We start from the raw sequence: 25,121 nt of genomic DNA on the forward strand, positions 1-25,121 counted from the left end.
GTGGCGGCCGCTATTCAAGTTATAAGCATGGTCGCAAGGACCAGGCGTGTGTGCCAAAGGTCCGACTTATCTGGCTTTGCAGCCGCGACCGATCAGATCGTTGGTAGCGTCCCAGTAGATCAGGCCTTCGCTACCCTTGTTGACGAATGCCAACACATTATTGCTGTACAGCGTGCCACTGGCAGCGCCGGGTTCGGCCTTGAGCCTGAACACCTGATCGCTCTGGTTCAGACGTACATCGACTTCCTTCTGGGCCGAGTCGATATAACGCCAGTGAACCTCGGCATTGCTGTCACAGACCCAGCGATTCCACGGGTCATTCTGCTGCGGAGTGCTCATGCTCGAACATCCGCCAAGCACCGCCAACGCCACTAGGGCAAACAAGCCTTTCATCAATTCTCCTGCCTGCCCTGCCAAACCGTTGAATCAGGGGCAGTTCTGTTCCTGTTTACTGTCGTCGGCCGGTTCACCCGTGACGTGCGCCTCGACCCGTTGAGTATTCTCGGTCGTTGGCACATTCACAGAAGCCGGGCTGAATATCTGGCACGTCCTGGCATGCGAGCCAGAACCGGTGCAGCCAGCCAGTGCAACACAGCTCATCAAAGCCAGGGCAGCGATCTTCATGACGAAACTCCTTCTTCGGAAAAAATATCCACTCAATGAAGACCGCCGAAGCGCGTCAATGTTGCCAAAAGGGTTTCAGGCCCGAACTACAGGCAACCCACACCACCTGTCGTTCTGGGCATGAATTCGTACCTGTCCCAGACTTCCTGACCACCACGCTTATAGATCACCGGCACGGTCTCGGCCTGCCAGCCCGCCTGGTAGCAGCTCAACTGGAGCAACGGGTTCGGAGTGCCTGCCTCCACCTCTTCAGCATCAGGCTTGCTCGCACAACCGGCCAGCAAACCTGCGATGAGCACCCACGGTAACGCCCTGACCATTGCCTACTCCTTGTCCAAAGCCTTCATTCAGGCCTTGGCACGTTGTTCGAGCATTTCAACCGCGGGCAGAACCTTGCCTTCCACGAATTCGAGAAAGGCACCGCCGCCGGTGGAGATGTAGGAAATCTGTTTTGCCACGCCATACTTGTCGATCGCCGCCAGCGTATCGCCGCCGCCCGCGATGGAAAACGCGCGGCTTTCACCGATGGCCTTGGCCAGCGTTTTGGTGCCTTCGCCGAACTGGTCGAATTCGAACACGCCGACCGGACCGTTCCACAGGATAGTCCCGGAAGATTTCAACAATTCGGCGAACTGCGCAGCTGTCTTCGGGCCGATGTCCAGAATCATGTCGTCATCGGCGACGTCAGCGATCAGCTTGACGGTTGCAGTCGCGCTCTCGGCGAATTCCTTGGCGACCACCACGTCAGTCGGCAACGGCACGCTGACCTTGGCGGCGATGGCGCGCGCGGTGTCGAGCAGATCCGGCTCATACAACGACTTGCCGACCTTGTGACCGGCTGCGGCCAGGAAGGTGTTGGCAATGCCGCCGCCGACGATCAACTGATTGCAGATGCCGCTCAGGCTGTTGAGCACGTCCAGCTTGGTGGACACCTTGGAACCGGCGACGATGGCGGTCATGGGTTGGGCCGGAGCGCCCAGCGCCTTGCCCAGCGCATCCAGTTCAGCCGCCAGCAACGGGCCAGCCGCTGCCACTTTGGCGAACTTCGCAACGCCGTGGGTGGAACCCTCTGCGCGGTGAGCCGTCCCGAAAGCGTCCATCACGAACACGTCGCAGAGTGCCGCGTACTTCTGCGCCAGCTCATCGGCGTTCTTTTTCTCGCCCTTGTTGAAGCGAACATTCTCGAACAGGACGACATCACCGGCCTTCACGTCGACACCGTCCAGATAATCAGCAACCAGTGGAACGTCGCGACCCAATGCCTTGCTCAGGTACTCGGCAACCGGCTTCAGGCTGTTCTCGGCCGAAAACTCGCCCTCGGTCGGACGACCCAAGTGCGAGCAGATCATGACCGCCGCGCCTTTTTCCAGCGCCAGCTTGATGGTCGGCAGCGAAGCAAGGATACGCGCGTCACTGCTGACAACGCCGTCCTTGACCGGGACGTTGAGGTCTTCACGGATCAGTACACGTTTACCTTGCAGATCGAGGTCGGTCATCTTCAACACGGTCATGAGCATTCCTGTTTTTTACTGTTATTGGTCAGCGACGCGCAGAAAGTGATCCGCAACGTCGAGCATTCGGTTTGCAAAGCCCCACTCGTTGTCGAACCAGGCCAGCAGATTGACCAGCCGGGGTCCGGAAACGCGGGTCTGACTCGCATCGACAATGGCTGAATGCGGGTCATGGTTGAAATCGCAACTGGCGTGCGGCAATTCAGTGTAGGCCAGCAGCCCCTTGAGCGGGCCACGGGTAGCGGCCTCACGCAGGATGCGGTTGATCTCCACAGCATCGGTGTCCCGCGACATCTGCAGTGTAATGTCGAGACACGACACATTGACGGTCGGTACGCGAACAGCTTTGGCCTGAATTCGACCGGCAAGTTCCGGAAGCAGCCGCTCGATTCCTCGCGCCAGACCGGTGGACACCGGAATGATCGACTGGAAAGCCGAGCGAGTGCGACGCAAATCCTCGTGGTGATAAGCGTCGATCACCGGTTGATCATTCATCGCCGAGTGAATGGTGGTAATGGTGATGTATTCCAGACCAATCGCCTGGTCCAGCAAACGCAGCAACGGGACGCTGCAGTTGGTAGTACAGGAGGCGGCTGACACCAGCAGCTCGCGCCCGGTCAGCCTGTGCTGGTTGATGCCGAACACCACCGTGGCATCGACATCCCGCTCGCTGGCCATCGGCTGGGAAAACAGCACCCGCGGCGCACCGGCATCCAGAAAACGCTGCCCGTCTTCACGGGTGTTGTAGACACCTGAGCATTCGAGCACCAGATCGACACCCAGTGCGGCCCAGTCGACAGCTTCCGGCGTCGCACTGCGCAGCACCTTGATGCAGTGATCATTGATGTGCAGGTATTGCCCTTCGACCCGCACTTCGCCCGGAAACCGGCCATGTGTCGAGTCAAAGCGCGTGAGGTATTCGAGACTGGCCATATCAGCCAGATCGTTGATGGCGACCACTTCAAACCCGGCCTTCGCCCCTCGCTCGCACAACGCGCGTACAACACAACGGCCGATACGGCCGTAACCGTTCAGAGCAACTTTGTAAGGGCGGGGCTGGGGCATGGAGTTTTCGCCAAGGGGTAACAATCATGTGGGAGCGGACTTGTCCGCGAATGGGAGCACTCGGAGTACCTGGATTTACCGAGTGTCTACATTCGCGGACAAGCGAAGCGTCGCCCGGTCCGCTCCCACAACATCAACATCACATAGCTGATCAGTCTTCCAGCAGCTCTTCAGCAATGCTCAGGACGTTTTCCAGTGTGAAGCCGAACTCTTCGAACAGCGCTGACGCAGGGGCCGATTCGCCGAAGGTGGTCATGCCGATCACGCGGCCTTCCAGACCGACGTATTTGTACCAGTAGTCGGCATGCGCCGCTTCGATGGCGATACGCGCGCTGACCTGAAGTGGCAGCACTTCCTGCTTGTACAGCGCATCCTGAGCTTCAAAGATGCTGGTGCACGGCATGGACACCACGCGAGCCTTGCGGCCCTGGGCAGTCAGCTTGTCGTATGCCTCAACCGCCAGGCCGACTTCCGAACCGGTCGCGATCAGAATCAGCTCAGGCTCGCCAGCACAGTCGCGCAGCACATAGCCACCACGAGCGATGTTTGCCAGTTGGGCCTCATCGCGCGCCTGGTGAGTCAGGTTCTGACGCGAGAAGATCAACGCCGACGGACCGTCATTACGCTCGATGGCGTGCTTCCAGGCCGCTGCCGATTCAACGGCGTCTGCCGGACGCCAGGTGTCCAGGTTCGGCGTGGTCCGCAGGCTGGTCAGTTGCTCGATCGGCTGGTGAGTCGGGCCGTCTTCGCCCAGACCGATGGAGTCGTGGGTGAATACGTAGATCACGCGCTTCTTCATCAGCGAGGCCATACGCACCGCATTGCGAGCGTATTCCATGAAGATCAGGAAGGTTGCGCCGTACGGCACGAAGCCACCGTGCAGGGCGATACCATTCATCATGGCGGCCATGCCGAATTCACGAACGCCGTAATGCAGGTAATTGCCGTTAGGGTCTTCGCCGGTGATGCTCTTGCAGCCTTTCCAGATGGTCAGGTTGGAACCCGCCAGGTCGGCCGAACCGCCGAGGATTTCAGGCAGCAACGGGCCCAGTGCGCTCAGCGCGTTCTGGCTGGCCTTGCGGCTGGCGATGGTTTCGCCCTTGGCGTTGACTTCAGCGACGTATGCGGCGGATTTCTCGGCAAAGTCGGCAGGCAACTCGCCGCTCATGCGACGAATGAAATCGTTGGCCAACTCAGGGAATGCGGCGGAATAGGCAGCAAAACGCTGATCCCACTCGGCTTCTACAGCCAGACCTTTTTCTTTGGCATCCCATTCGGCGTAGATATCAGCCGGAATTTCAAACGGGCCATGGTTCCACTTCAGCGCAGCGCGGGTCAGGGCGATTTCGTCGGCACCCAGTGGCGCGCCGTGGGACTCTTCCTTGCCCTGCTTGTTCGGCGAACCGAAACCGATGGTGGTCTTGCAGCAGATCAGGGTTGGCTGAGCACTTTTGCGAGCGGTGTCGATCGCAATCTTGATCTCTTCGGCGTCATGGCCGTCAACGTTGCGGATGACCTGCCAGCCGTAGGCTTCGAAACGCTTTGGCGTGTCATCGGTGAACCAGCCTTCGACTTCGCCGTCGATGGAAATACCGTTGTCGTCGTAGAAGGCGATCAGCTTGCCCAGTTGCAGCGTACCGGCCAGCGAAGCGACTTCGTGGGAAATGCCTTCCATCATGCAGCCATCGCCCATGAACACGTAGGTGTTGTGGTCAACGATGGTATGGCCAGGACGGTTGAACTGCGCAGCGAGGGTCTTCTCGGCAGCGGCGAAACCGACGGCGTTGGCAAAGCCCTGACCCAGCGGACCTGTGGTGGTCTCGACGCCCGGGGTGTAACCGAATTCAGGGTGGCCCGGCGTGCGGCTGTGCAATTGACGGAAGCTTTTCAGGTCGTCGATCGACAGGTCATAACCGGTCAGGTGCAGCAGCGAGTAGACCAGCATCGAACCATGGCCGTTGGACATGATGAAACGGTCACGATCGGCAAACGACGGGTTCTTCGGGCTGTGCTTCAGGTAATCACGCCACAGGACTTCGGCGATATCCGCCATGCCCATCGGGGCACCCGGATGGCCGCTGTTGGCTTTTTGCACGGCATCCATGCTTAGGGCACGAATAGCATTTGCACGCTCACGACGGCTTGGCATCGCTGATCTCCTGGGAATTGTAAAATTAGGGTCGGAAAAAAGACGCTCATTTTCCCTCACGGACAGGCCGGGGGCAATGACAGATGTCGACGATAGGCTCTTTTCCTGCGTTACGGACATTATTTAGCCTGTAAAGACTGGATCACAGCATTCCCCGACAAGTTCACCACGTCTGACCCAAGGGCAATATCAAAACTTTTTGATATTGCCCTTGCGGTGCCATGGATCGGTCTCTAGACTGCGGAGCTTATGAACCTGCGTGTGCCTGCAATTCGCCATGATGCATGCGACGACCTCTCTGCATTGTGCAAGGCCGGCGGCGATCCGTTACGGCTGAATGTCTTGCGCGCACTGACCAACGATTCGTTCGGTGTGCTCGAACTGGCGCAGATTTTCGCGATCGGTCAGTCCGGCATGAGCCATCACCTGAAGGTCCTGGCGCAAGCCGATCTGGTGGCGACAAGACGGGAAGGCAACGCGATTTTCTATCGCCGCGCCCTGCCCCACACCGCATTACCGGGCGGCAGGTTGCACGCGGCGTTGCTCGATGAGGTCGATACACTGGACCTGCCCGACGAAGTTCAGGGCCGCATTGGTCTGGTGCACAGGCAGCGGGCCATGGCCAGTCAGGATTTTTTTGCCCGTACCGCAGAAAAGTTTCGCGCCCAGCAAGACCTGATCGCCGGCCTGGCTCAGTACAGCGAAAGCCTGCTGACGCTGCTCGACAAACTGAGCTTCGGCGCGCAGGCAACCGCTCTGGAAGTAGGCCCCGGCGACGGTGGCTTCCTGCCAGAACTGGCACGGCGTTTCCGGCATGTCGTCGCGATGGACAACAGCCCGGCTATGCTGGATCTGGCGCGCGGTGTCTGCGAACGCAATGCACTGGCTAACGTTGAGCTGAGGCTGGCCGATGCACTGAACGACAGTAAAGTCAGCGCCGATTGCGTCGTCCTCAACATGGTGCTGCATCATTTCGCGGCACCGGCCGAAGCCCTCAGGCAACTGGCCGAACACGTAAAACCCGGCGGTAGCTTGCTGGTAACAGAATTGTGTAGTCATGACCAGAGTTGGGCCAGGGAGGCCTGTGGCGATCTCTGGTTAGGTTTCGAGCAGGAAGACCTGGCCCGTTGGGCTATCGCTGCGGGGCTAGTTCCCGGGGAAAGCCTCTATGTAGGCTTACGTAATGGTTTCCAGATCCAGGTTCGCCATTTTCAGCGACCGGCTGGCGACACTCACCATCGGTAAAATGAAGGAAACCCGTAGAGATGAGCGAATACTCACTTTTCACCTCCGAGTCCGTGTCCGAAGGGCATCCGGACAAGATCGCCGACCAGATTTCCGACGCGGTTCTGGACGCCATCATCGCTGAAGACAAATACGCCCGTGTAGCGTGCGAAACACTGGTCAAGACCGGTGTGGCGATCATCGCTGGCGAAGTGTCGACTTCGGCCTGGGTCGATCTGGAAGACATCGTGCGTAACGTCATCCTCGACATCGGCTACAACAGCTCCGACGTCGGTTTCGACGGCGCGACCTGCGGCGTGATGAACATCATCGGCAAGCAGTCGGTAGACATCGCCCAGGGCGTTGACCGCAGCAAGCCTGAAGATCAGGGCGCTGGCGACCAAGGCCTGATGTTCGGCTACGCCAGCAACGAGACCGACGTGCTGATGCCAGCGCCGATCACCTTCTCCCACCAGTTGGTGCATCGTCAGGCCGAAGCCCGCAAATCCGGCCTGCTGCCGTGGCTGCGCCCGGATGCCAAATCCCAGGTCACCTGCCGTTACGAAAATGGCAAAGTGGTCGGCGTCGACGCCATCGTGCTGTCGACCCAGCACAACCCGGATGTGTCCTACAAAGACCTGCGCGAAGGCGTGATGGAGCTGATCGTCAAGCACGTCATCCCGGCGCACCTGCTACACAAGGACACTCAGTTCCACATCAACCCGACCGGCAATTTCATCATCGGTGGCCCGGTAGGCGACTGTGGCCTGACCGGCCGCAAGATCATCGTCGACACCTACGGCGGCATGGCCCGTCACGGTGGCGGTGCATTCTCCGGCAAGGACCCGTCGAAGGTTGACCGTTCGGCCGCCTACGCCGGTCGTTACGTTGCCAAGAACATCGTCGCTGCCGGCCTTGCCGAGCGCTGCGAAATTCAGGTGTCCTACGCCATCGGCGTTGCCCAGCCGACGTCGATCTCGCTGAACACCTTCGGCACCGGCAAGCTGTCCGACGACAAGATCATCAAACTGGTTCGCGACAACTTCGACCTGCGTCCGTATGCCATCACCACCATGCTCGACCTGCTGCACCCGATGTACCAGGCCACTGCGGCCTACGGCCACTTTGGTCGTACCCCGGTCGAAATGACCGTTGGCGATGATACCTTCACCGCCTTCACCTGGGAAAAAACCGACCGCGCCGACGCCCTGCGCGCAGCTGCCGGCCTGTAAAAACCCAGAAAGAAGCCCCGAACGACCAAGTCGTTCGGGGCTTTTGTGGGCCGTTCTGGACGCTCTGCGTCCTCTCATCAAACAGGCGGCACAGAGCTTTGGCAAAACCCGGTAACCAGGCAACTCTTCTGTAAACCACACCAGCAGCTAGCCTCATCTGGCCAATTCCTAAAGCAAGGATGCTTCGATGTTGCCTGCCCTACGCCTGATGACGTGCGCCCTTCTGACTTTCTTCACAACGCTCAGCCATGCCAGCCAGTGCCCTGACTGGTCTCCCGCCAAGGCGAGCAGCGAAATCACAGCCCTGCAAAAGCAAATAGCCAAATGGGACGACAGCTACCACCGGCAAGGCCTCTCGCAAATCCCCGACGAGCTTTATGACCAGTCCAGGCAAAAGCTGAACGACTGGCGTTCGTGCTTTGCAGTGTCTACACCTCAGGCCAATCCGCTGAAAACCGCCACCGGCCCGCTGGCACACCCCGTCCCGCACACAGGCGTGAACAAGCTCGCGGACGAGAAAGACGTCAAAGCCTGGCTCAAGGGCAGAACCGATCTGTGGATTCAGCCCAAGGTCGATGGCGTGGCGGTCACGCTGGTCTACGACAAGGGCAGGCTCGTGCAGGCGATCAGTCGCGGTGACGGGACAAAAGGCCAGGACTGGACCCCACAGGCACAACTGATCAAAGCGATCCCTCAGCAGTTACCCCAGCCCGACTCGCTGACACTGCAGGGCGAACTCTATTGGCGACTGTCCGATCACGTGCAGTCAGCATCCGGCAGTGTCAACGCGCGCAGCAAGGTCGCGGGATTGCTGGCGCGACAGACGATCAGCCCGCAGCAGGCCGACGCCATCGGGCTGTTCGTCTGGGACTGGCCGAACGGGCCTGCCGATATGGCGCAACGACTCGCAGGCCTGCAAGCCATGGGTTTCGAGGACAGCGCGGCCTATACGCATCCACTGGAAAACTACGCCCAGGCCGCACGATGGCGCGAGCATTGGTATCGCAATCCCCTGCCGTTCGCCACGGACGGCGTGATCATGCGCCAGGGTAAACGTCCACCCGCGCAGCGCTGGCAAGCCAGTGCGCCTTACTGGATCGCCGCCTGGAAACATCCCTACGCCCAGGCGCTGGCCGAGGTGCGCAAGGTCAACTTCAAGATCGGCCGCAGTGGCAGGATTACGCCGGTGCTGGAGCTGACCCCGGTTCGCCTCGATGATCGTACCGTCAGCCGCATCAGCACAGGCTCGCTGCAGCGCTGGCAGACACTGGATATCAGGCCTGGCGATCAGATCGCCGTGAGCCTGGCCGGGCTGACGATTCCACGACTCGACGGCGTGGTGTCCCGTACTGCTGAACGAGCCGACATGATCATTCCGCGAGCCGACGACTTTCACGAGCTAAGCTGCTGGCAAGCCACACCGGGCTGTGAAAGCCAGTTCCGCGCCAGACTGGCGTGGCTCAGTGGCAAGAAAGGCCTGGCATTGCCCGGTGTTGGTCCGGGGACCTGGAACACGCTTATCGAGAACGGCCAAATCATGGGCTTACTCGATTGGATGACCCTGAATCATGCTGAGCTTGTTAACATTCCCGGCTTCGCTGAACGCAGTAGCGCTAAACTGCTCGACAGCCTGCAAACCGCACGCGAACGGCCGTTTCAGACATGGCTCAAGGCCATCGGACTGCCGCCCACGGGCGGCGCCAGACTGCCCGACAACTGGCACGAACTGGCTGATCGCAGCGTTGAGCAATGGCAAGCAGAGCCAGGCATCGGTCCTGGTCGTGCAGCCAGGCTCAGGGCTTTTTTTCAGGACCCACAGGTACAGGCACTGAGCCAGCAATTGCAGGCACAGAGCATTTCAGGTTTTAAGTAGCGGACGTTCATTTTTCTGTCCGTATTCAAACGGAGTTCATATGCAGTTTTTATCGCCACTGATTCTTTTCACCAGCTGCACGCTGCTCGCCACAACCGTATTCGCAGACGCCCAGGCCCCCGTGCAGTCCGAATGCCAGATCAAAAGTCAGGAAATCAGCAGCAAGATTCAGGATGCCAAGACCGAGGGTAACAAGACAGAACAGGCCGACCTTGAAAAGGCGCTGGCCGAGGTCAACGCCAACTGCACCGAAACGTCATTGATCAAACAGCGCAAGCAAAAGGTGCTCGACGCCAAGCAGGAAGTCAGCCGCCGTCAGACCGACCTGAACAAGGCCATGGAAAAGGGCGATCCGGAGAAGATCAACAAGCGTAAGGACAAGCTCGCTGAATCTCGCAAGGAATTGCAGGACGCGCAGACTGAGCTGGAAAGAGTCCAGCCGGACGATTGATCGCCGTCGAAGGTTGCGACGCTGCCCTTTACATACAGCGTCGCGAATGCGGCGTCAGGCAGCAGCCGGGAAGGCCGACACGCCGAACAGCGCAATGATCAACCCCATGCCGACCAGCCATACAGCGGAACGCAAGGCAGCGAGGTCTGCCAGATAGAAAATGATGTACAGCAGGCGACTGGTGATAAACAGCACCGCCAGCACATCAATGGTCACCAACTGCGCGTTACCGGCAATGTGCGCAATGATCACCGCTGCGGCAAACGCCGGGGTCACTTCAAAGCTGTTCATCTGGGCAGCGTGCGCGCGGCGCGGGAACCCCTCCAGCTTGTCGAGAAAGGCCCGCGGGTCATGATTATGCCCGCTGCCAAATTTGCCGCTGCCGAACTTGGCGATACCGGCACAGATAATCGGCAGCAATATCGCGACCAGCACGCACCAGAAAGCAACTGTCATACGTCCATCCTTATAGGTTCAGCGTCGATTGACGCATGCCGGACAACCCCGGTTACAACGTTATGAACAATAGCTTAGCGAAAGGTTCTAGACGCGCGACCTGTAACCGGCCGTATCACACCAGTCTGGGGAAAATCAGATTGAAGGTGGTGAACTGTCCTGGCTCACTCTGAACCGTCACCTGCCCTTCATGCAGGCTCATGATCGAGCGCACGATGGCCAGCCCCAGCCCGGTGCCGCCCTGCTGCCGGGCACGGCTGACGTGAACCCGGTAAAAGCGGTCAAACAATCGCGGCAGATGTTCTACGTCAATCCCGTCGCCGGCATTGCGCACGGCCAGCGACACGTCATCCCCGTGCGTCGCGAGGGTAATCGTGATGACACTGCCGGTCAGACCGTGACGAATCGCGTTGGACAGCAGGTTCGAAATCGCCCGCTGGATCATCAGCTTGTCGCCCGATACTTTCGCAGCACCGTGAACCTGTAGGGTAATGTCGCGATCCTCGGCCGACGATGAAAACAGCTCGGCGACTTTTTCCGACTCCTCGCGCAAATCCACGACTTCGAGCGGCAACGGTGCGGCGGGCTGGCTGACGCTGGCCAGAAACAGCATCTGGCTGATCATGCGCGACATACGCTCCAGCTCTTCGGTGCAGGATTCCAGTGCCTGCTTGTATTCTTCCGGTGGACGCGGTCTGGACAGCGTGACCTGCGCCTTGCCCATGAGATTGTTCATCGGCGAACGCAATTCATGCGCCAGGTCGTCGGAGAACTGCGCCAGTTGCTGCACATCGCCATCCAGCCGGTGCAGCATGAAGTTGACCGCGTGCGCGAGATCGCGCAATTCGTCAGGCAGGCCATGCACTTTCATGCGATGCGACAGATCGCGGGCCGAGATCAACGCAGTCACTTTGCGGAACGCCCTCAGCGGCCGCAGGCCACGACGCACCACCCACCAGACGCCAAAGCCGACCAACAGCAGAATCACCGGCAAGGCCATGTACGTCGACTTGACGTAAGCGTGCAGCAGCTCGGCGTCGCTTTCCCTGTCCATCGACAGCCTGACCAGAATGTCCTGACCCGTCTTGAGGCGTATCGTCTTGTAGCCCAGCAGGATTTTGTGGCCCTGCGCCGATTTCACCTCCTGAAAACGTTGCGATAGCGGCTCGCTCTCGGGAACCGGCAGATTTCGCCCCTCTTCATTGCCCACGCTCATCAACTGTTGCCGAGGCGTGGCAGTGTCGAAAACCGTGAGCGAGAAGCTGTCATGCCCGACGATCTGGTCACGCAGCGTGTGCGGGTATTGAACGATGTCCTCGATAGCGAGAAAACCCTCGCTCATGCTGTGTTCGATCTGCCTGAACTTCTCGTTCAGACCGTCTTCTGCACGCAGATCGAGCTGCCGGGAAATGGCCGCATAGGCGAGCATTTCCATGACCAGCACCAGGCACGCGATCAGTGCGACAACCGTAAGCCCCAGGCGCGTCGAGAGACGTGTCGGTTTCATTCACGCACTTCCAGGACGTAACCCACACCACGCAGGGTATGGATCAGTTTGGTCTCGAACGGGTCGTCGATCTTGGCCCGCAAACGGCGGATCGAAACTTCCACCACGTTGGTGTCGCAATCGAAGTTCATGTCCCAGACCAGCGAAATGATCTGGGTACGCGACATGACCTCGCCACTGTGGCGCATCAGCAAGTGCAGCAGCGCGAACTCCTTGGTGGTCAGGTCGATGCGCTGCTTGCCGCGAAACGCCCGGTGCCGGCCCTGATCGAGTTCCAGATCGCCGACCTGCAACACTTTGGCGGTGGTGGTCTGCTCACTGCGGCGCATCAGGGTGCGAACCCGAGCCAGCAGCTCTGGAAATTCGAATGGCTTGACCAGATAGTCATCGGCGCCCATTTCCAGGCCTTTGACTTTCTCCTCGAGCCGCCCGCGCGCGGTGACCATCATGATGCGCGTGTTGACGGTTTTTCTGAGACGGCTCAAGACCTCCCAGCCGTCCATTTCCGGCAGGTTCACATCCAGAATCACCACGTCGTAGGCCTGATGCTGCGCGAGATAGAGCCCATCAAGACCGGTGGCCGCGATGTCTACGACATAGCCACTTTCGGTGAGCCCCTGATGCATGTACTCGGCAGTTTTCGGCTCGTCCTCTACTACAAGGATTCGCATAATCAGGCTTCCTGTTTGATGAACGGATGATGACAATGCCGCGCAGTGTAATGAAAAGAAACGCTTATCTTGCTGGATAACAGAATCGTAATTTTCCGGCAATCCCTGTGATAGCTCCCATTGCATAAAGTCCTCCCTGCCAACTTCAGCGCCCACGTGCCTGTTTGTTATTTTTTTGCTTTGATGGGGTGATTCATGGGACCGGAGAACAACCTGCGCACTCGGCGTACCGATAAATTGGCGGGGTGGCCGGTATGAGAGTCGGCGCGCTTTGTCTGTTGTTATTACCTCTTGTGGCTCCCGGCATTGCAACGGCCCAGGGCATCAGCCTGCCGCAGGCACTGGAAGCCGCTTTTGCCCACAACCCGGAACTTGCCGCCGCGCAATGGGAAATCGGCGTCGCCGAAGGGGATCGGCAGCAGGCCGGGCTGATTCCCAACCCGGTAGTGTCGTGGGAAGTCGAAGATACGCGGCGCGACACCAGCACCACCACCGTGATGCTCAGTCAGGCGCTGGAGCTGGGCGGCAAGCGCGGCGCGCGTGTCGAGGCGGCCAGCAAGGGTCAGGACGCCGCTCGGCTGGAGCTTGAAAGGCGCGGCAATGAACTGCGCGCTGAAGTGGTTCAAGCGTTTTACGCCGCCGCACGGGCGCAGGCCGGTCTGGAGCTGGCGCGGCAATCCAGGGCGCTTGCCGAACGTGGCCTGCAAGTCGCCGAAGGGCGTGTGCGGGCGGGTAAGGTCTCGCCGGTCGAAGCCACCCGCGCGCAGGTGCAACTGGCAGAGACCGACTTGCTGGTACGCCGCGCCGAAACCCTGAAAATCAACAGCAACCGGGAACTGGCGCGCGCCACCGGCTCGCCTATCGCTTCTTTCGAGCGTCTGGATTACACCGACCTCTCTCCCGGCAAATCGCCACCGACAGCGAAGCTGCTCACCGCCCTCAATCAGTCCGCCGAATTGCGCCTCGCCCAGACCCAGATCGAACAGCGCGAAGCCGCTTTGGGCTCGGAACGCGCCAAGCGCATCCCGGACCTGACCGTCAGCGTCGGCAGCCAGTACAGCCGCGAAGAGCGCGAGCGGGTCAACGTTGTAGGGCTGTCGATGCCGCTCCCGCTATTTGACCGAAACCAAGGCAATGTGCTCGCCGCCTCACGCCGGGCAGACCAGTCCCGCGACCTGCGCAATGCCGTCGAACTGCGACTGCGCACTCAGACGCAATCCGCCCTCGATCAGTGGAGTACCGCCGCGCAGGAAGTCGAGTCCTTCAACGCCGTCATCCTGCCCGCCGCGCAACGCGCCGTCGACACCGCAACCCGTGGTTTCGAAATGGGCAAGTTCGGTTTCCTCGAAGTGCTGGATGCGCAACGGACGCTGATATCGGCCCGCAGCCAGTACCTGGAATCACTGGCGACAGCGACCGAGGCGAGAGTCGCCATCGAACGAATCCACGGTGATCTCAACCGGTTCAGCTTCACCCCCTGACTGTCTTTTTCCGTCCACATCGAGCGTATCCAGAGGTGCTGTACGTACCTGATCGCCGGGAGCTTTCATGAATAACAAACGAAGCATTGCCATCACACTGGCGGTGGTGGCCATTATTGGTCTGGGCAGTCTGGCGCTGAACCCGCAGCTGCTGCCCTACGCCGCTGAAACCGGCTCTTCTGACAAAGCGCATTCCGACCAGGAGCACGCTCATGCAGCGGAGGAGGCTCACGGCGACGAAGACCACGCCAGCGACCCGAAAAAACCGAGCGCTGCAACCGCAGAGCAGCCCCACGAAGAAGAAGAGGAAGGCCATATCGAGCTGACCGCCGAGCAGATCAAGACGGCGGGTATCGAACTGGCCACCGCCGAGCCTCGGCAGATGAGCACCACCGTGACCTTCCCCGGTGAAATCCGCTTCGACGAGGACCGCACCGCGCACGTCGTGCCTCGGGTCAGCGGCGTGGTCGAAGAGGTGAAGGTCGACCTGGGCCAGTCCGTGAAAAAGGGCCAGGTGCTGGCGGTGATTGCCAGCCAGCAAATCTCGGATCAACGCAGCGAACTGAACGCCGCGCAGCGACGTCAGGAACTGGCGCGCCTGACCCTGCAACGCGAGAAGAAGCTGTGGGAAGACAAGATCTCGGCCGAGCAGGATTACTTGCAGGCGCGCCAGGATTTTCAGGAAGCCGACATCAACCTCGCCAACGCCCGGCAGAAAATCAGCGCCATCGGTGCCAGCCTCAACCCTTCGGCAGGCAATCGCTACGAACTGATCGCACCGTTTGACTCGATGGTTGTGGAAAAACACCTCGGCATCGGCGAGATGGTCAACGAAGCGAGCAATGCGTTCACCCTCTCGGACCTGTCCCGTGTCTGGGCCACTTTTGGTGTGGCACCCAAGGATCTGGACAAAGTCGTGGTCGGTCGCCCGGTGATCGTCAGCGCACCTGATCTGAATGCAAAAGTCGAAGGCAAGATCGGCTATGTCGGCAGCCTGCTGGGCGAGCAGACCCGCGCCGCCGCTGTGCGTGTGACGCTCGCCAACCCACAGGGTGCCTGGCGTCCCGGCCTGTTCGTGTCGGTGCAGGTCGCTGCCGAACAGTCCAGCGTCGCCGTCAGCCTGCCTGAATCGGCGGTCCAGTCGATTGAAGAAAAACCGTCGGTCTTCGTGCGCAACGAAGAGGGTTTTCAACTGACGCCGGTGACGCTCGGCCGCCGCGATGGCGGTCATGTGGAAATCGTCAAAGGCCTGGCCGCGGGCACGCAAGTGGCCGCCGCTGGCAGTTTCATCCTCAAGTCGGAGCTGGGCAAAGGCTCCGCCGAGCACGCCCATTGATCTGCGTCCCACGAGTACACCCACATGTTTGAACGGTTGATTCAATTCGCGATTGAACAGCGCATCGTCGTGATGCTTGCTGTGCTGCTCATGGCTGGGCTGGGCATCGCCAGTTACCAGAAACTGCCCATCGATGCGGTCCCCGACATCACCAACGTACAGGTGCAGATCAACACCTCCGCGCCCGGCTTCTCGCCACTGGAGACCGAGCAGCGCATCACCTTCGCCATCGAAACCAACATGGCCGGCTTGCCCGGCCTGCAACAGACGCGCTCGCTGTCGCGCTCGGGTCTGTCGCAGGTCACGGTAATCTTCGAAGACGGCACTGACCTGTTCTTTGCCCGGCAACTGGTGGGCGAGCGCCTGCAGATCGCCAAGGATCAGTTACCCGAAGGCGTCGACGCCATGATGGGGCCGATTTCCACTGGCCTCGGCGAGATCTTTCTGTGGACGGTCGAAGCCCGCGACGGCGCGTTGAAAGAGGATGGCACGCCTTACACGCCGACGGACCTGCGGGTGATTCAGGACTGGATCATCAAACCGCAATTGCGCAACGTGCCAGGCGTGGCCGAGATCAACACCATCGGCGGTTTCGCCAAACAATATCAGATCGCCCCTGATCCGAAAAAACTGGCCGCCTACAAGCTGACGCTGAACGATCTGGTGGCGGCGCTGGAGCGCAACAACGCCAACGTCGGCGCAGGTTACATCGAACGCGGCGGCGAGCAACTGTTGATCCGCGCACCGGGCCAGCTCGGCACGGTGGACGACATCGCCAACATCGTCATCGCCAACGTGCAGGGCACGCCGATCCGGATCAGCAGCGTGGCCGAGGTCGGCATCGGCAAGGAAATGCGCTCCGGCGCAGCCACCGAAAATGGCCGTGAAGTGGTGCTCGGCACGGTGTTCATGCTGATCGGCGAGAACAGCCGCACCGTTTCGCAAGCCGTGGCTGCCAAACTCGCCGACATCAACCGCACGCTGCCCGAAGGTGTCGAAGCGGTAACGGTTTATGACCGTACCAATCTGGTCGAGAAAGCCATCGCGACGGTGAAAAAGAACCTGATCGAAGGCGCGATTCTGGTCATCGTGATTCTGTTTCTGTTCCTCGGCAACATCCGCGCAGCATTGATTACCGCGATGGTGATTCCGCTGGCCATGCTCTTCACCTTCACCGGGATGTTCACCAACAAGGTCAGCGCCAACCTGATGAGCCTGGGCGCGCTGGACTTCGGCATCATCGTCGATGGCGCGGTTGTGATCGTCGAAAACGCCATTCGCAGGCTGGCGCATGCCCAGCAGAAGTACGGCCGCATGCTGACCCGTTCAGAGCGTTTCCACGAGGTGTTCGCCGCTGCGCGAGAAGCCCGTCGGCCGCTGATTTTCGGCCAGTTGATCATCATGGTCGTGTACCTGCCGATCTTTGCCCTCACCGGCGTGGAAGGCAAAATGTTCCACCCGATGGCCTTCACCGTGGTCATCGCCCTGCTCGGTGCCATGATTCTTTCGGTGACCTTCGTACCTGCTGCCATCGCCATGTTCGTTACCGGCAAGGTCAAAGAGGAAGAAGGCCTGGTGATGCGCACCGCTCGCCAGCGCTACGCGCCGATATTGAGCTGGGTGCTGGGGCATCGCGCCATCGCTTTCAGCATGGCATTCGTGGTGATCGTGCTGTCCGGCTTCACCGCCAGCCGCATGGGCAGCGAGTTCATTCCAAGCCTGAGCGAAGGCGACTTCGCCTTGCAGGCGTTGCGGGTGCCGGGCACCAGCCTGACTCAATCGGTGGACATGCAGCAGCGCCTGGAAAAAGCCATCATCGAGAAAGTGCCGGAAGTGCAGCGCGTTTTCGCCCGCACCGGCACCGCCGAGATCGCCGCCGACCCGATGCCGCCCAACATCTCCGACAGCTACGTGATGCTCAAGCCGCAAAGCGAATGGCCGGACCCGGACAAACCCCGCGAAACGCTGATCGCCGAGCTGCAAAAGGCCGCCGCCAGCGTGCCGGGCAGCAATTACGAACTGTCCCAGCCGATTCAGTTGCGCTTCAACGAGCTGGTTTCGGGGGTGCGCAGTGACGTCGCGGTAAAAGTGTTCGGCGACGACATGAACGTGCTGAACCAGACCGCCGCCAAAATCGCCGCCACGCTGCAAAAAGTGCCGGGCGCTTCGGAAGTCAAAGTCGAGCAGACCACCGGGCTGCCGGTGCTGACCATCAACATCGATCGCGACAAGGCCGCGCGTTACGGCCTCAATGTGGCCGACGTGCAGGACGCCATCGCCATTGCGCTGGGCGGTCGTCAGGCGGGCACCTTGTATGAAGGTGATCGGCGTTTCGACATGGTGGTGCGCCTGTCCGAGCAACTGCGCACTGACGTGGACGGGCTTTCCAGCCTGCTCATCCCGGTGCCTGCGAATGCGGGCAGCCAGCAGATCAGCTTCATCTCGCTGTCCCAGGTCGCCAGCCTCGATCTGGTACTCGGGCCGAACCAGATCAGTCGCGAGAACGGCAAGCGCGTGGTGATCGTCAGCGCCAACGTGCGCGGTCGTGACCTTGGCTCGTTTGTCGAGGAAGCGGGCACCACCATCGACAACGGCGTGCAGATCCCGGCGGGCTACTGGACCAATTGGGGCGGTCAGTTCGAGCAACTGCAATCCGCAGCGAAACGCCTGCAAATCGTCGTGCCGGTGGCCTTGCTGCTGGTCCTTGCGCTGCTGTTCCTGATGTTCAACAACCTGAAAGACGGCCTGCTGGTGTTCACCGGCATCCCGTTCGCGTTGACCGGCGGCGTCATGGCCCTGTGGCTGCGCGACATTCCCTTGTCGATCTCCGCAGGCGTGGGCTTCATCGCCCTGTCGGGGGTCGCGGTGCTGAACGGCCTGGTGATGATTTCCTTCATCCGCAGCCTGCGCGAGGAGGGTCGCTCATTGCATGACGCCATCACCGAAGGCGCCCTCACCCGCCTGCGCCCGGTGCTGATGACCGCGCTGGTCGCCTCGCTGGGCTTCATCCCGATGGCCCTCGCCACCGGCACCGGCGCCGAAGTGCAGCGGCCACTGGCGACGGTGGTAATTGGCGGGATTCTATCCTCGACGGCGCTGACGTTGCTGGTGTTGCCGGCGTTGTATCAGTGGGCGCATCGGCGGGAGGAGGAAGAGCCAGAGAAGCAGAAGTAACGTCCTCGCCAGAACAAAAAAGCGCCCCGCGGGGCGCTTTCTGCTTATCTCGACAAAATGTTGAATCCGCCAAACAGTGGTGACTAGAGTTCGATGCAGATGCTCTCGCTCGTCGGGTAAGAACAACAGGCGAGGATATATCCTTTTTCCCGCTCTCTAGGGGTCAACGCAAAATCGCCATCACTTCGTACCGAGCCACTTCTCAGTCTCACCCTGCAACTGCCACAAATACCGGACTTGCACTGACTCTTGATCTTCAGATTACAACGATCCAGCTCGCCAAGCAGAGCAACGTCCATGGCAACTTGATGCTGTTGATCGGTTGCGTAGACAGTGACCCTACAGGCCGCTTCACCCCTTGCGGAATTCCTCGGCTGGTCAGAGACCTGGGTGAAATTCTCGATCAGCAGTTTTGTTTCCGGGAACAGGTGATTCAGCACATCACGGTTTTCCGACACAAAACCCAGGCTTCCACAAATCACGGCAATCTCCGGAGTACCCAGTTCCGTGTAATCAGCTCGCAGCGGTCTGCCTGAGGTAAAAAGCCTGGAGTCACTGACAAACTTTTCTTGCGTCAAAAAGATTCTTACGTCGAGCCATGCGTTCGAAAGAGACATCGCCAAAAGCTCATCCAGGTAAGGGAGCTCTGCAAGTGAGGGCACCGATACAAACAGTTGAACAGTCGGCGGCGCTATTTTATTCCTGGCCCGCCTGTCCAGTTGGCGTATGAGCGCCATGGGCAACGTTATGCCAATGCCCCCTGCGAACATGGCGACCCTTTGCACACCGGCCAGGCTGTCTACCGTGATAAGGCCTCCAACGCCCGCAGAGAGCAGCAATGAATCGACAGCCACCTTTGAATGAAGCTGACTTGATATGCCTGACCTGCCGGTGTCCTTGACGGCGATCTCGACCAGATCTGCCTCAGGCCTGCCGACTATCGAATAATTACGCTGCTGAATGACGCCCTCTCGATCAGGCAGTTCCAAGATCAGATATCTACCCATGTCACATTGCTCGGCCATTTCTTTGGCAAGCACGCGCAAGGAAAATGTTCTGACCCAAGCAGTATCTTGAGTGACGCTCTCGCAGCGTAGAAAACTCCTGTTTTGCATACATCACCAGCTGTAAATGGATTTTATGGCCATGCCGACGCAGGCCATAACGACTAACGGTTTTACGAGTCTGGTGCCGTTCTTCCGGACCAGGTGTGAGCCAAGGTAAACGCCAGCCACCTCGCCTATCGACATGGCAAAACCGGCGACCCAGACCATTTTTCCGAGCATGATAAAGATCAGCAGCGATATCGCATTACTGAACAGGTTCAGCACTCTGGAGTAGGCAACCGCGTGAGTCATGGCCATCCCCCCCAGCGACACCAATGCCATTAAGTAAAACGTGCCGGCTCCTGGGCCAAAGAAGCCGTCATACAGCCCGATACACGGGATGACAGACGCGCCCAGCATTGATATGGGCATGACTGCCTTTCCGCCGACATCACTGACTTTAGGAGAGAATGCAAAATAGAAGGCCATGGCCACCAACATGATGGGCAGCGCGGTCTCCATGAAACTGTTGCCCACAAAATAGACCATCAACGTGCCCAGCGTCCCGCCCAGGAGGGAGCCAAGGGTCATTTTTTTCAGCACGGCCCATTCAATTATTTTCTTGTTTAAATAGTAGTGGGTTGAGGCCAGCCCTCCCAATGTTCCCTGAAGTTTGTTGGCGGCGATGGCTTGGGCAGGTGTAAAGCCGGCAAGCAGCAGCACAGGCACGGATATCAGACCGCCGCCACCGCAGATCGAATCTACAAAGCCGGCAACCGTCGCGCCGGCTATAAGGAAAAGAACAACGTAGAAAGAAACTCCGACCACTTCCTGAAAATATAAAGCATCCATGATCAGTTCAACCCTATACGATCGATCAACGACTCAACAGAACCCGTATAAATACTGATTCCATCCTTCGACTGGGTGTCGTGCAGCAGTTCCTTGTAATTCTGCAGCCCCGCCATCGAGAATGCTTTCTCCCATGCGCCAAGCTCATTGTCGGCAAACATGCTCACCGTCTTGGTGATAATCGCGCGAAGGTAGTCTCGTTCTTTGCGCCCCAACCCCTGAACGATGTCGGTTGCGACCAGACTGAACACGCTTGAGTGACTCCATTCGTCCATCGCGTGAGCGCTGGTGACCTCATGACAGATACGCTGGATAGAGGTGTCTTCCGACATGGTTTTCAGATAGTCCGTTATTAATGTTTCGCTGGCGCAGGCAATTCCGAATCGAGTGAGTCGTCGCTCCCATGACGCTGTGCAGGATGACAAAATATCCCGCTGCCATTTCACCAGATTGAAATCGGTGAAATCAAAGTAGTCGATGCCGCGCATTTTATAGATGTAGTTACAGGCGGACAGTGACATCTTCGTATGCAGGGCCTCATCCAGCAGTGCTTCGGCCATTGCCTCCTGGATAATCTCCCTGTTGCTTGAACCTGAGGGCGGGGACTTGATCAGGTCTTCACACACCGGCGTCACTATATCGCATTCGATATAGATGGTTTTCATGTTGTAAATAATCCACGCGTAGGACAGGCATCTGGATCGAATATGAGCGGGGGCTGCGAGCCATACTTCATGATCTTTGAAGGGCAGAAGCGATTCGCTGTAGTCATCTTTGTTACGGTCAAACGCCAACGCGGAATAACTCAAGGGAGGGTTGTTGACGGCAGCCCTGTTTACCCACAGACCGGATAATTTCTTGAGCATAGCGCCCACATGATTATTCTCGCAAAAGCTCTGATTAAGCGACGTCACGGTGACTTCCTGTTTTCGATCTGCATTAAAATATCAGTCCACGCAAACCCATGGCGCCACATAATCATGCGGCCCATTAGTTCTTCGGGAGTTCTGAAGGTCTATCGTGCTCGCAAACGCTGCAAGCAAAATTAATCGGTTCTAATCGGCTTCAAGCCGTTATTCTTGTCATGATGAAAGCACTCACCCTGCCGACTGCCTTCGCCCATCAAGGCCATGACACCAGGCATCGATACAGGGGGTGGATCATCGAATGGATAAACGTGTCTTATCGCAGTTGAGCCAGTAAGCCGCGTAATTCAAGACAGGCATCTTCACTTAATGCGGACACTGGCAGCCGTGGATCGCCGACCTCCAGCCCGGTCATACGAAGACCCGCCTTGATGGTCGCGGGCAATCCGCCTTTGAGTATGAAGTCCAGCAATGGCAGCTGTTTGTAAAATAGCTCGCGGGCGCGACCTAACTCATTATCGAGAATCGCCCGATAAAGCGCCCCATTCAAGTCGGCTATCAGGTTGGGGGCCGCAGTGCACCAGCCTACAGCGCCCGCTGCGAACGCTTCCAGCGCCAGCGGATTGCAGCCATTATAAAATGGCACCCGGCCCTCCCCGAGAAGGTGCAATTTGTGCATCCGTTGAATATCACCCGTGCTCTCTTTGACCATAGTGACATTTTCCACGGTATTGAAAATCCGCAGAATAAGCTCCACAGACATGTCGGTACCACTGACCGCCGGGTTGTTATACAGCATGATTGGCAAACTTATGGCGTCACCAATACGTTGATAATGCTGCAGGATTTCCTGCTCGCTCAGCTTCCAATATGACACTGGGAGCACCATGACAGCATCCGCGCCGTTCGCTTCGGCAAAGCGCGCCCGGCGTACCGCGTTCGCACTGGTCAAGTCCGAAACGCTGACGATGACAGGCACGCGTTTGGCCACATGAGAAATACTGAATTCAGTGACTTGCTCCCATTCCCTGTCACTCAGGTAAGCACCCTCGCCGGTGCTGCCCAGTGGTGCAATTGCATGGACGCCGCCGATGATCAGGCGATCAATCGAGCGGCCAAGCGCATCGAGTTCAACACCCTCTCCACTTGAGGTAAAGGGGGTAATGGTGTAACCGATGATTCCATGTATGGAAGGGGTAGCCATGATGTATCTCCAGTAAAGCAAACGAATTGGTTCAGCTCAGGCAGTCGGCATGTCGACGCAGTATTTGCCGCGCATAGTAATTAAACGCTGCGCTGTGACGCTTGGGCCTGGAAATCCAATCGTGAGCCTCCTGACCTAATCCCGGCTGGATGGGCTTGATGTCGCCTGCTGCGCTGGCCAGCAATTGCAGCTTGGCGGCGCGCTCGATCAGCAGTGCGATAACGCAGGCTTCCTCAATTGTTCTTCCTGTAGACAACTGGCCGTGATGGGCAAGCAAAATCGCCCGCTTCTCGCCGAGCGCGCGGGTGATGAGTTCCCCCTCCTCATTGCCTACCGGTATACCGGGCCAGTGTTCCAGAAACGCGCAATCGTCGTAAAGCGGACACATATCCATGTGTGAAACGACCAAAGGCCGTTCGAGCATTGAGAGTGCTGCGATATGGATCGGATGGGTATGGATTATGCATTTCACATCAGTACGCGTGCGATATACCCAACTGTGGAAACGGTTCGCGGGGTTAGGCATCCCATAACCTTCAAGCACTTCAAGATCCTCATTGACCAGAAGCAGGTTGCCTGCGGTTATTTCGTCGAAACCCAGACCCAACTGTTGGGTGTAGTACGTCCCAGGCTCTGGACCACGGGTCGTAATCTGCCCTGAGAGGCCAGCATCGTGACCGTTTTCGTAAAGAATCCGGCACGCCAATGCCAGCTTCTGCCGCTCGGTCCACGTATTGTCAGCGAGGTTGCTTTGCATCTCTGCAAGGGCCTGTTTGACAAGCTGATCCTTTGGTAATGCTAATGTCTTGGCCATGTCCGTCCTTAGAAGCCATCCTGAAGTACGCCGCCGACGGTGCCACCAGCAGCGTGAATGGTGACCGGGTAGAATACATATGACACAAGAGACGATATATGACACTTTGTGTCACGGTCAAGTGGAACTTTTCTCTTTACGGAAATGATTGATGTCTATCCGACTGAAAATATTAAGAAAACGGCTCGGGATGACCCTTGAGGTACTTGCCGAAAAAACGGGCATCACCAAGAGCTACCTGTCTAAAGTGGAAAGAGGGTTGAACACGCCGTCGATTGCAGCAGCTTTAAAGCTCGCGGCGGCCTTCAATGTCAGTGTCGAAGAGCTTTTTACTGAAGGAACGCCCTCACAAGCCAGCTACAGCCTGGTCAGAAGCAACCAGCGCCAGTCACTGTCATCTGACAGTCACAAGGCCGAGTATGCTGTATTGGCCCACCGAGTCGCAGACCTTACCCTGTTGCCCTTCATCATTTTCCCTCCCGCGACCTTCGGCGATTCGGCATTCAAAGAGCACCTGGGTGAGGAGTTTTTGTTTGTACACGAGGGTGAAGTCGAGGTGGACTTCATGAATGAACGAGTGATCCTGCATTGCGGCGATGCGCTGCATTTCAACGCACAAAAACCGCATCGGATACGTTCAGTCGGGGAGAAGCAGGCGCAGTTGCTGGTCGTTATCCATCATGATGAAAAGTGAATCGAGCATAATCTGAGGTTTTTACCAAGGCCCTCCTCCACCCCAAAACTGCGCCAGCACAGCCCAAAGACCCCGTCGGCGCAGCATGTTCACTCGCTCAGATCAGCCGTTCAATGCCTGCGGTCAATGATGTAAAGCATTTTGCCTCGCTCCGAGACGGCATAGTCTCTGGCATCTTTGCGCAGAACCACTACGCTGCCCTGATCTTTCTGATACGCCTCGTTGATATCCGGAATGTCAGCGATGGCTGTTTCAATTCTGGCGCGTTCGTTTTCGTCGACTTCGGAGGCCTGAACGAAAACGGTCACCAGCTCTTTGCGCTCTTCGGTCACTGACAGATGGACCTGAATTTCCAAGGAACGGCCCAGTGTCTGTTTGATCGCCTGCTGGATGATGCCCAGGCCGATGAGGTTGCCCATGAAGTTGAAGCTCATGTCCTCCCTCTGGATATCCGTCAGGTAGAGCTTGTCGTCTTTCATTGAAAGCGTCGCAGTGTCACCGAGGCGATACCTGAGCAGTGGGGTGAAGTTCTCACGAGTCAGCGAGGTGATGAGGATGCTGTCGCCTTCTTTCTCAATGAAGTATTTGTTGGACAGAAACTCGTATTCGGTGTGGCACGGGCTGTTGGTGAAGCCCAGGATTCCGCCCTCGGAGCTGCCATAAACGCCGACGATGGAGACCTGCTCGCCGAAGGCTTCCCTGATTATTTTCTTCTGGAAGGTTTTCAGGCCCTCGCCATTGAAGACGACCTTTTCGATGTCGATATGCACACCGTGCCGCTGCATGGCATCGATGAACTGCAGGATGGTCGATGGCACGCCGAGCAGTACGTTGAGCTTTATCGAGTTGAGAGCTTCGAAGTGGCTCTTGGCGGCGTTTTTCAAGGTAGTT

23 protein-coding genes are annotated in these 25,121 nt (G+C 58.4%); 8 read left to right on the forward strand and 15 right to left on the reverse strand.

What is annotated here, in order from left to right; genetic code table 11:
- Nucleotides 1-66: 66 nt before the first annotated feature.
- From ABJ99_RS24715 to tkt, 6 genes are all read right to left on the reverse strand, one after another.
- Nucleotides 67-393: an MliC family protein gene (locus ABJ99_RS24715; RefSeq protein WP_054088031.1), complete on the reverse strand. Its 327-nt coding sequence runs from the start codon at nucleotides 391-393 to the stop codon at nucleotides 67-69.
- A gap of 33 nt (nucleotides 394-426) precedes the next feature.
- The gene (locus ABJ99_RS24720) at nucleotides 427-624 is read right to left on the reverse strand and encodes a hypothetical protein (RefSeq protein WP_054088032.1); all 198 of its coding nucleotides are present in this window, start codon (nucleotides 622-624) and stop codon (nucleotides 427-429) included.
- A gap of 86 nt (nucleotides 625-710) precedes the next feature.
- Complete coding sequence (locus ABJ99_RS24725; protein WP_007252813.1) at nucleotides 711-944, reverse strand: hypothetical protein; 234 nt, start codon at nucleotides 942-944, stop codon at nucleotides 711-713.
- Between the two features lie 27 nt (nucleotides 945-971).
- Complete coding sequence (locus ABJ99_RS24730; protein WP_054088033.1) at nucleotides 972-2,135, reverse strand: phosphoglycerate kinase; 1,164 nt, start codon at nucleotides 2,133-2,135, stop codon at nucleotides 972-974.
- Between the two features lie 21 nt (nucleotides 2,136-2,156).
- A complete protein-coding gene (gene epd, locus ABJ99_RS24735; protein ID WP_054088034.1) occupies nucleotides 2,157-3,200 on the reverse strand; it encodes an erythrose-4-phosphate dehydrogenase in 1,044 nt (347 codons plus the stop codon).
- 151 nt (nucleotides 3,201-3,351) lie between these two features.
- Complete coding sequence (gene tkt / locus ABJ99_RS24740; RefSeq protein ID WP_054088035.1) at nucleotides 3,352-5,349, reverse strand: transketolase; 1,998 nt, start codon at nucleotides 5,347-5,349, stop codon at nucleotides 3,352-3,354.
- Between the two features lie 249 nt (nucleotides 5,350-5,598).
- Here tkt and ABJ99_RS24745 point away from each other — a divergent pair, with 249 nt between their 5' ends.
- From ABJ99_RS24745 to ABJ99_RS24760, 4 genes are all read left to right on the forward strand, one after another.
- Nucleotides 5,599-6,594, forward strand: coding sequence for an ArsR/SmtB family transcription factor (locus ABJ99_RS24745; RefSeq protein ID WP_054088036.1), 996 nt, complete (start codon nucleotides 5,599-5,601; stop codon nucleotides 6,592-6,594).
- 20 nt (nucleotides 6,595-6,614) lie between these two features.
- Nucleotides 6,615-7,805 (forward strand): methionine adenosyltransferase, encoded by a 1,191-nt coding sequence (metK, locus tag ABJ99_RS24750; RefSeq protein WP_005896268.1) that lies wholly within the window; start codon nucleotides 6,615-6,617, stop codon nucleotides 7,803-7,805.
- A gap of 187 nt (nucleotides 7,806-7,992) precedes the next feature.
- On the forward strand, nucleotides 7,993-9,678 hold the full coding sequence (ligB, locus tag ABJ99_RS24755; RefSeq protein ID WP_054088037.1) for an NAD-dependent DNA ligase LigB: 1,686 nt from the start codon (nucleotides 7,993-7,995) through the stop codon (nucleotides 9,676-9,678).
- A gap of 40 nt (nucleotides 9,679-9,718) precedes the next feature.
- Complete coding sequence (locus tag ABJ99_RS24760; protein WP_054088038.1) at nucleotides 9,719-10,129, forward strand: DUF1090 domain-containing protein; 411 nt, start codon at nucleotides 9,719-9,721, stop codon at nucleotides 10,127-10,129.
- Between the two features lie 54 nt (nucleotides 10,130-10,183).
- Here ABJ99_RS24760 and ABJ99_RS24765 read toward each other — a convergent pair whose 3' ends face one another.
- The 3 genes from ABJ99_RS24765 to ABJ99_RS24775 form a co-directional block, all read right to left on the reverse strand.
- On the reverse strand, nucleotides 10,184-10,585 hold the full coding sequence (locus ABJ99_RS24765; protein WP_054088039.1) for an MAPEG family protein: 402 nt from the start codon (nucleotides 10,583-10,585) through the stop codon (nucleotides 10,184-10,186).
- A 115-nt stretch (nucleotides 10,586-10,700) separates the two neighbouring features.
- The gene (locus ABJ99_RS24770) at nucleotides 10,701-12,092 is read right to left on the reverse strand and encodes a heavy metal sensor histidine kinase (RefSeq protein ID WP_054088040.1); all 1,392 of its coding nucleotides are present in this window, start codon (nucleotides 12,090-12,092) and stop codon (nucleotides 10,701-10,703) included.
- On the reverse strand, nucleotides 12,089-12,763 hold the full coding sequence (locus tag ABJ99_RS24775; protein ID WP_003382360.1) for a heavy metal response regulator transcription factor: 675 nt from the start codon (nucleotides 12,761-12,763) through the stop codon (nucleotides 12,089-12,091). Before ABJ99_RS24775 ends, ABJ99_RS24770 begins: the two co-directional genes overlap by 4 nt.
- Nucleotides 12,764-13,017: 254 nt before the next feature.
- On the opposite strand from ABJ99_RS24775, the gene ABJ99_RS24780 reads away from it, so the two are divergent.
- The 3 genes from ABJ99_RS24780 (at nucleotide 13,018) to ABJ99_RS24790 (ending at nucleotide 18,754) form a co-directional block, all read left to right on the forward strand.
- Complete coding sequence (locus tag ABJ99_RS24780) at nucleotides 13,018-14,244, forward strand: TolC family protein (RefSeq protein ID WP_054088041.1); 1,227 nt, start codon at nucleotides 13,018-13,020, stop codon at nucleotides 14,242-14,244.
- A gap of 67 nt (nucleotides 14,245-14,311) precedes the next feature.
- Nucleotides 14,312-15,580 carry an efflux RND transporter periplasmic adaptor subunit gene (locus tag ABJ99_RS24785; RefSeq protein WP_054088042.1) on the forward strand — a complete coding sequence of 423 codons (1,269 nt, stop codon included), beginning with the start codon at nucleotides 14,312-14,314 and terminating at the stop codon, nucleotides 15,578-15,580.
- A gap of 24 nt (nucleotides 15,581-15,604) precedes the next feature.
- Nucleotides 15,605-18,754 (forward strand): CusA/CzcA family heavy metal efflux RND transporter, encoded by a 3,150-nt coding sequence (locus ABJ99_RS24790; RefSeq protein ID WP_054088043.1) that lies wholly within the window; start codon nucleotides 15,605-15,607, stop codon nucleotides 18,752-18,754.
- Nucleotides 18,755-18,837: 83 nt separating this feature from the next.
- Here ABJ99_RS24790 and ABJ99_RS24795 read toward each other — a convergent pair whose 3' ends face one another.
- The 5 genes from ABJ99_RS24795 to ABJ99_RS24815 all read right to left on the reverse strand — a co-directional run bounded on the left by ABJ99_RS24795 (nucleotide 18,838) and on the right by ABJ99_RS24815 (nucleotide 23,536).
- Nucleotides 18,838-19,794: a 2Fe-2S iron-sulfur cluster-binding protein gene (locus tag ABJ99_RS24795; RefSeq protein ID WP_230081084.1), complete on the reverse strand. Its 957-nt coding sequence runs from the start codon at nucleotides 19,792-19,794 to the stop codon at nucleotides 18,838-18,840.
- Between the two features lie 78 nt (nucleotides 19,795-19,872).
- Entirely contained in the window at nucleotides 19,873-20,652 is a 780-nt protein-coding gene (locus tag ABJ99_RS24800; RefSeq protein ID WP_054088045.1) for a TSUP family transporter, read from the reverse strand.
- Nucleotides 20,653-20,654: 2 nt separating this feature from the next.
- Nucleotides 20,655-21,566: a diiron oxygenase gene (locus ABJ99_RS24805; protein WP_230081082.1), complete on the reverse strand. Its 912-nt coding sequence runs from the start codon at nucleotides 21,564-21,566 to the stop codon at nucleotides 20,655-20,657.
- 268 nt (nucleotides 21,567-21,834) lie between these two features.
- Nucleotides 21,835-22,722, reverse strand: a complete 888-nt coding sequence (locus ABJ99_RS24810) for a dihydrodipicolinate synthase family protein (RefSeq protein WP_054088046.1) — start codon at nucleotides 22,720-22,722, stop codon at nucleotides 21,835-21,837.
- Nucleotides 22,723-22,753: 31 nt separating this feature from the next.
- Nucleotides 22,754-23,536 (reverse strand): aldolase, encoded by a 783-nt coding sequence (locus tag ABJ99_RS24815; protein WP_054088047.1) that lies wholly within the window; start codon nucleotides 23,534-23,536, stop codon nucleotides 22,754-22,756.
- Nucleotides 23,537-23,687: 151 nt separating this feature from the next.
- Here ABJ99_RS24815 and ABJ99_RS24820 point away from each other — a divergent pair, with 151 nt between their 5' ends.
- Nucleotides 23,688-24,230, forward strand: coding sequence for a helix-turn-helix domain-containing protein (locus ABJ99_RS24820; RefSeq protein WP_054088048.1), 543 nt, complete (start codon nucleotides 23,688-23,690; stop codon nucleotides 24,228-24,230).
- Nucleotides 24,231-24,340: 110 nt separating this feature from the next.
- Here the strand turns inward: ABJ99_RS24820 and ABJ99_RS24825 are convergent.
- Nucleotides 24,341-25,121: phenylacetate--CoA ligase family protein (locus ABJ99_RS24825; protein WP_459426208.1), on the reverse strand; the 781-nt coding region annotated here is incomplete at its 5' end.

Origin of the sequence: Pseudomonas syringae pv. cilantro (assembly GCF_001293775.1) — a bacterium.
GTDB lineage: Bacteria > Pseudomonadota > Gammaproteobacteria > Pseudomonadales > Pseudomonadaceae > Aquipseudomonas > Aquipseudomonas syringae_P.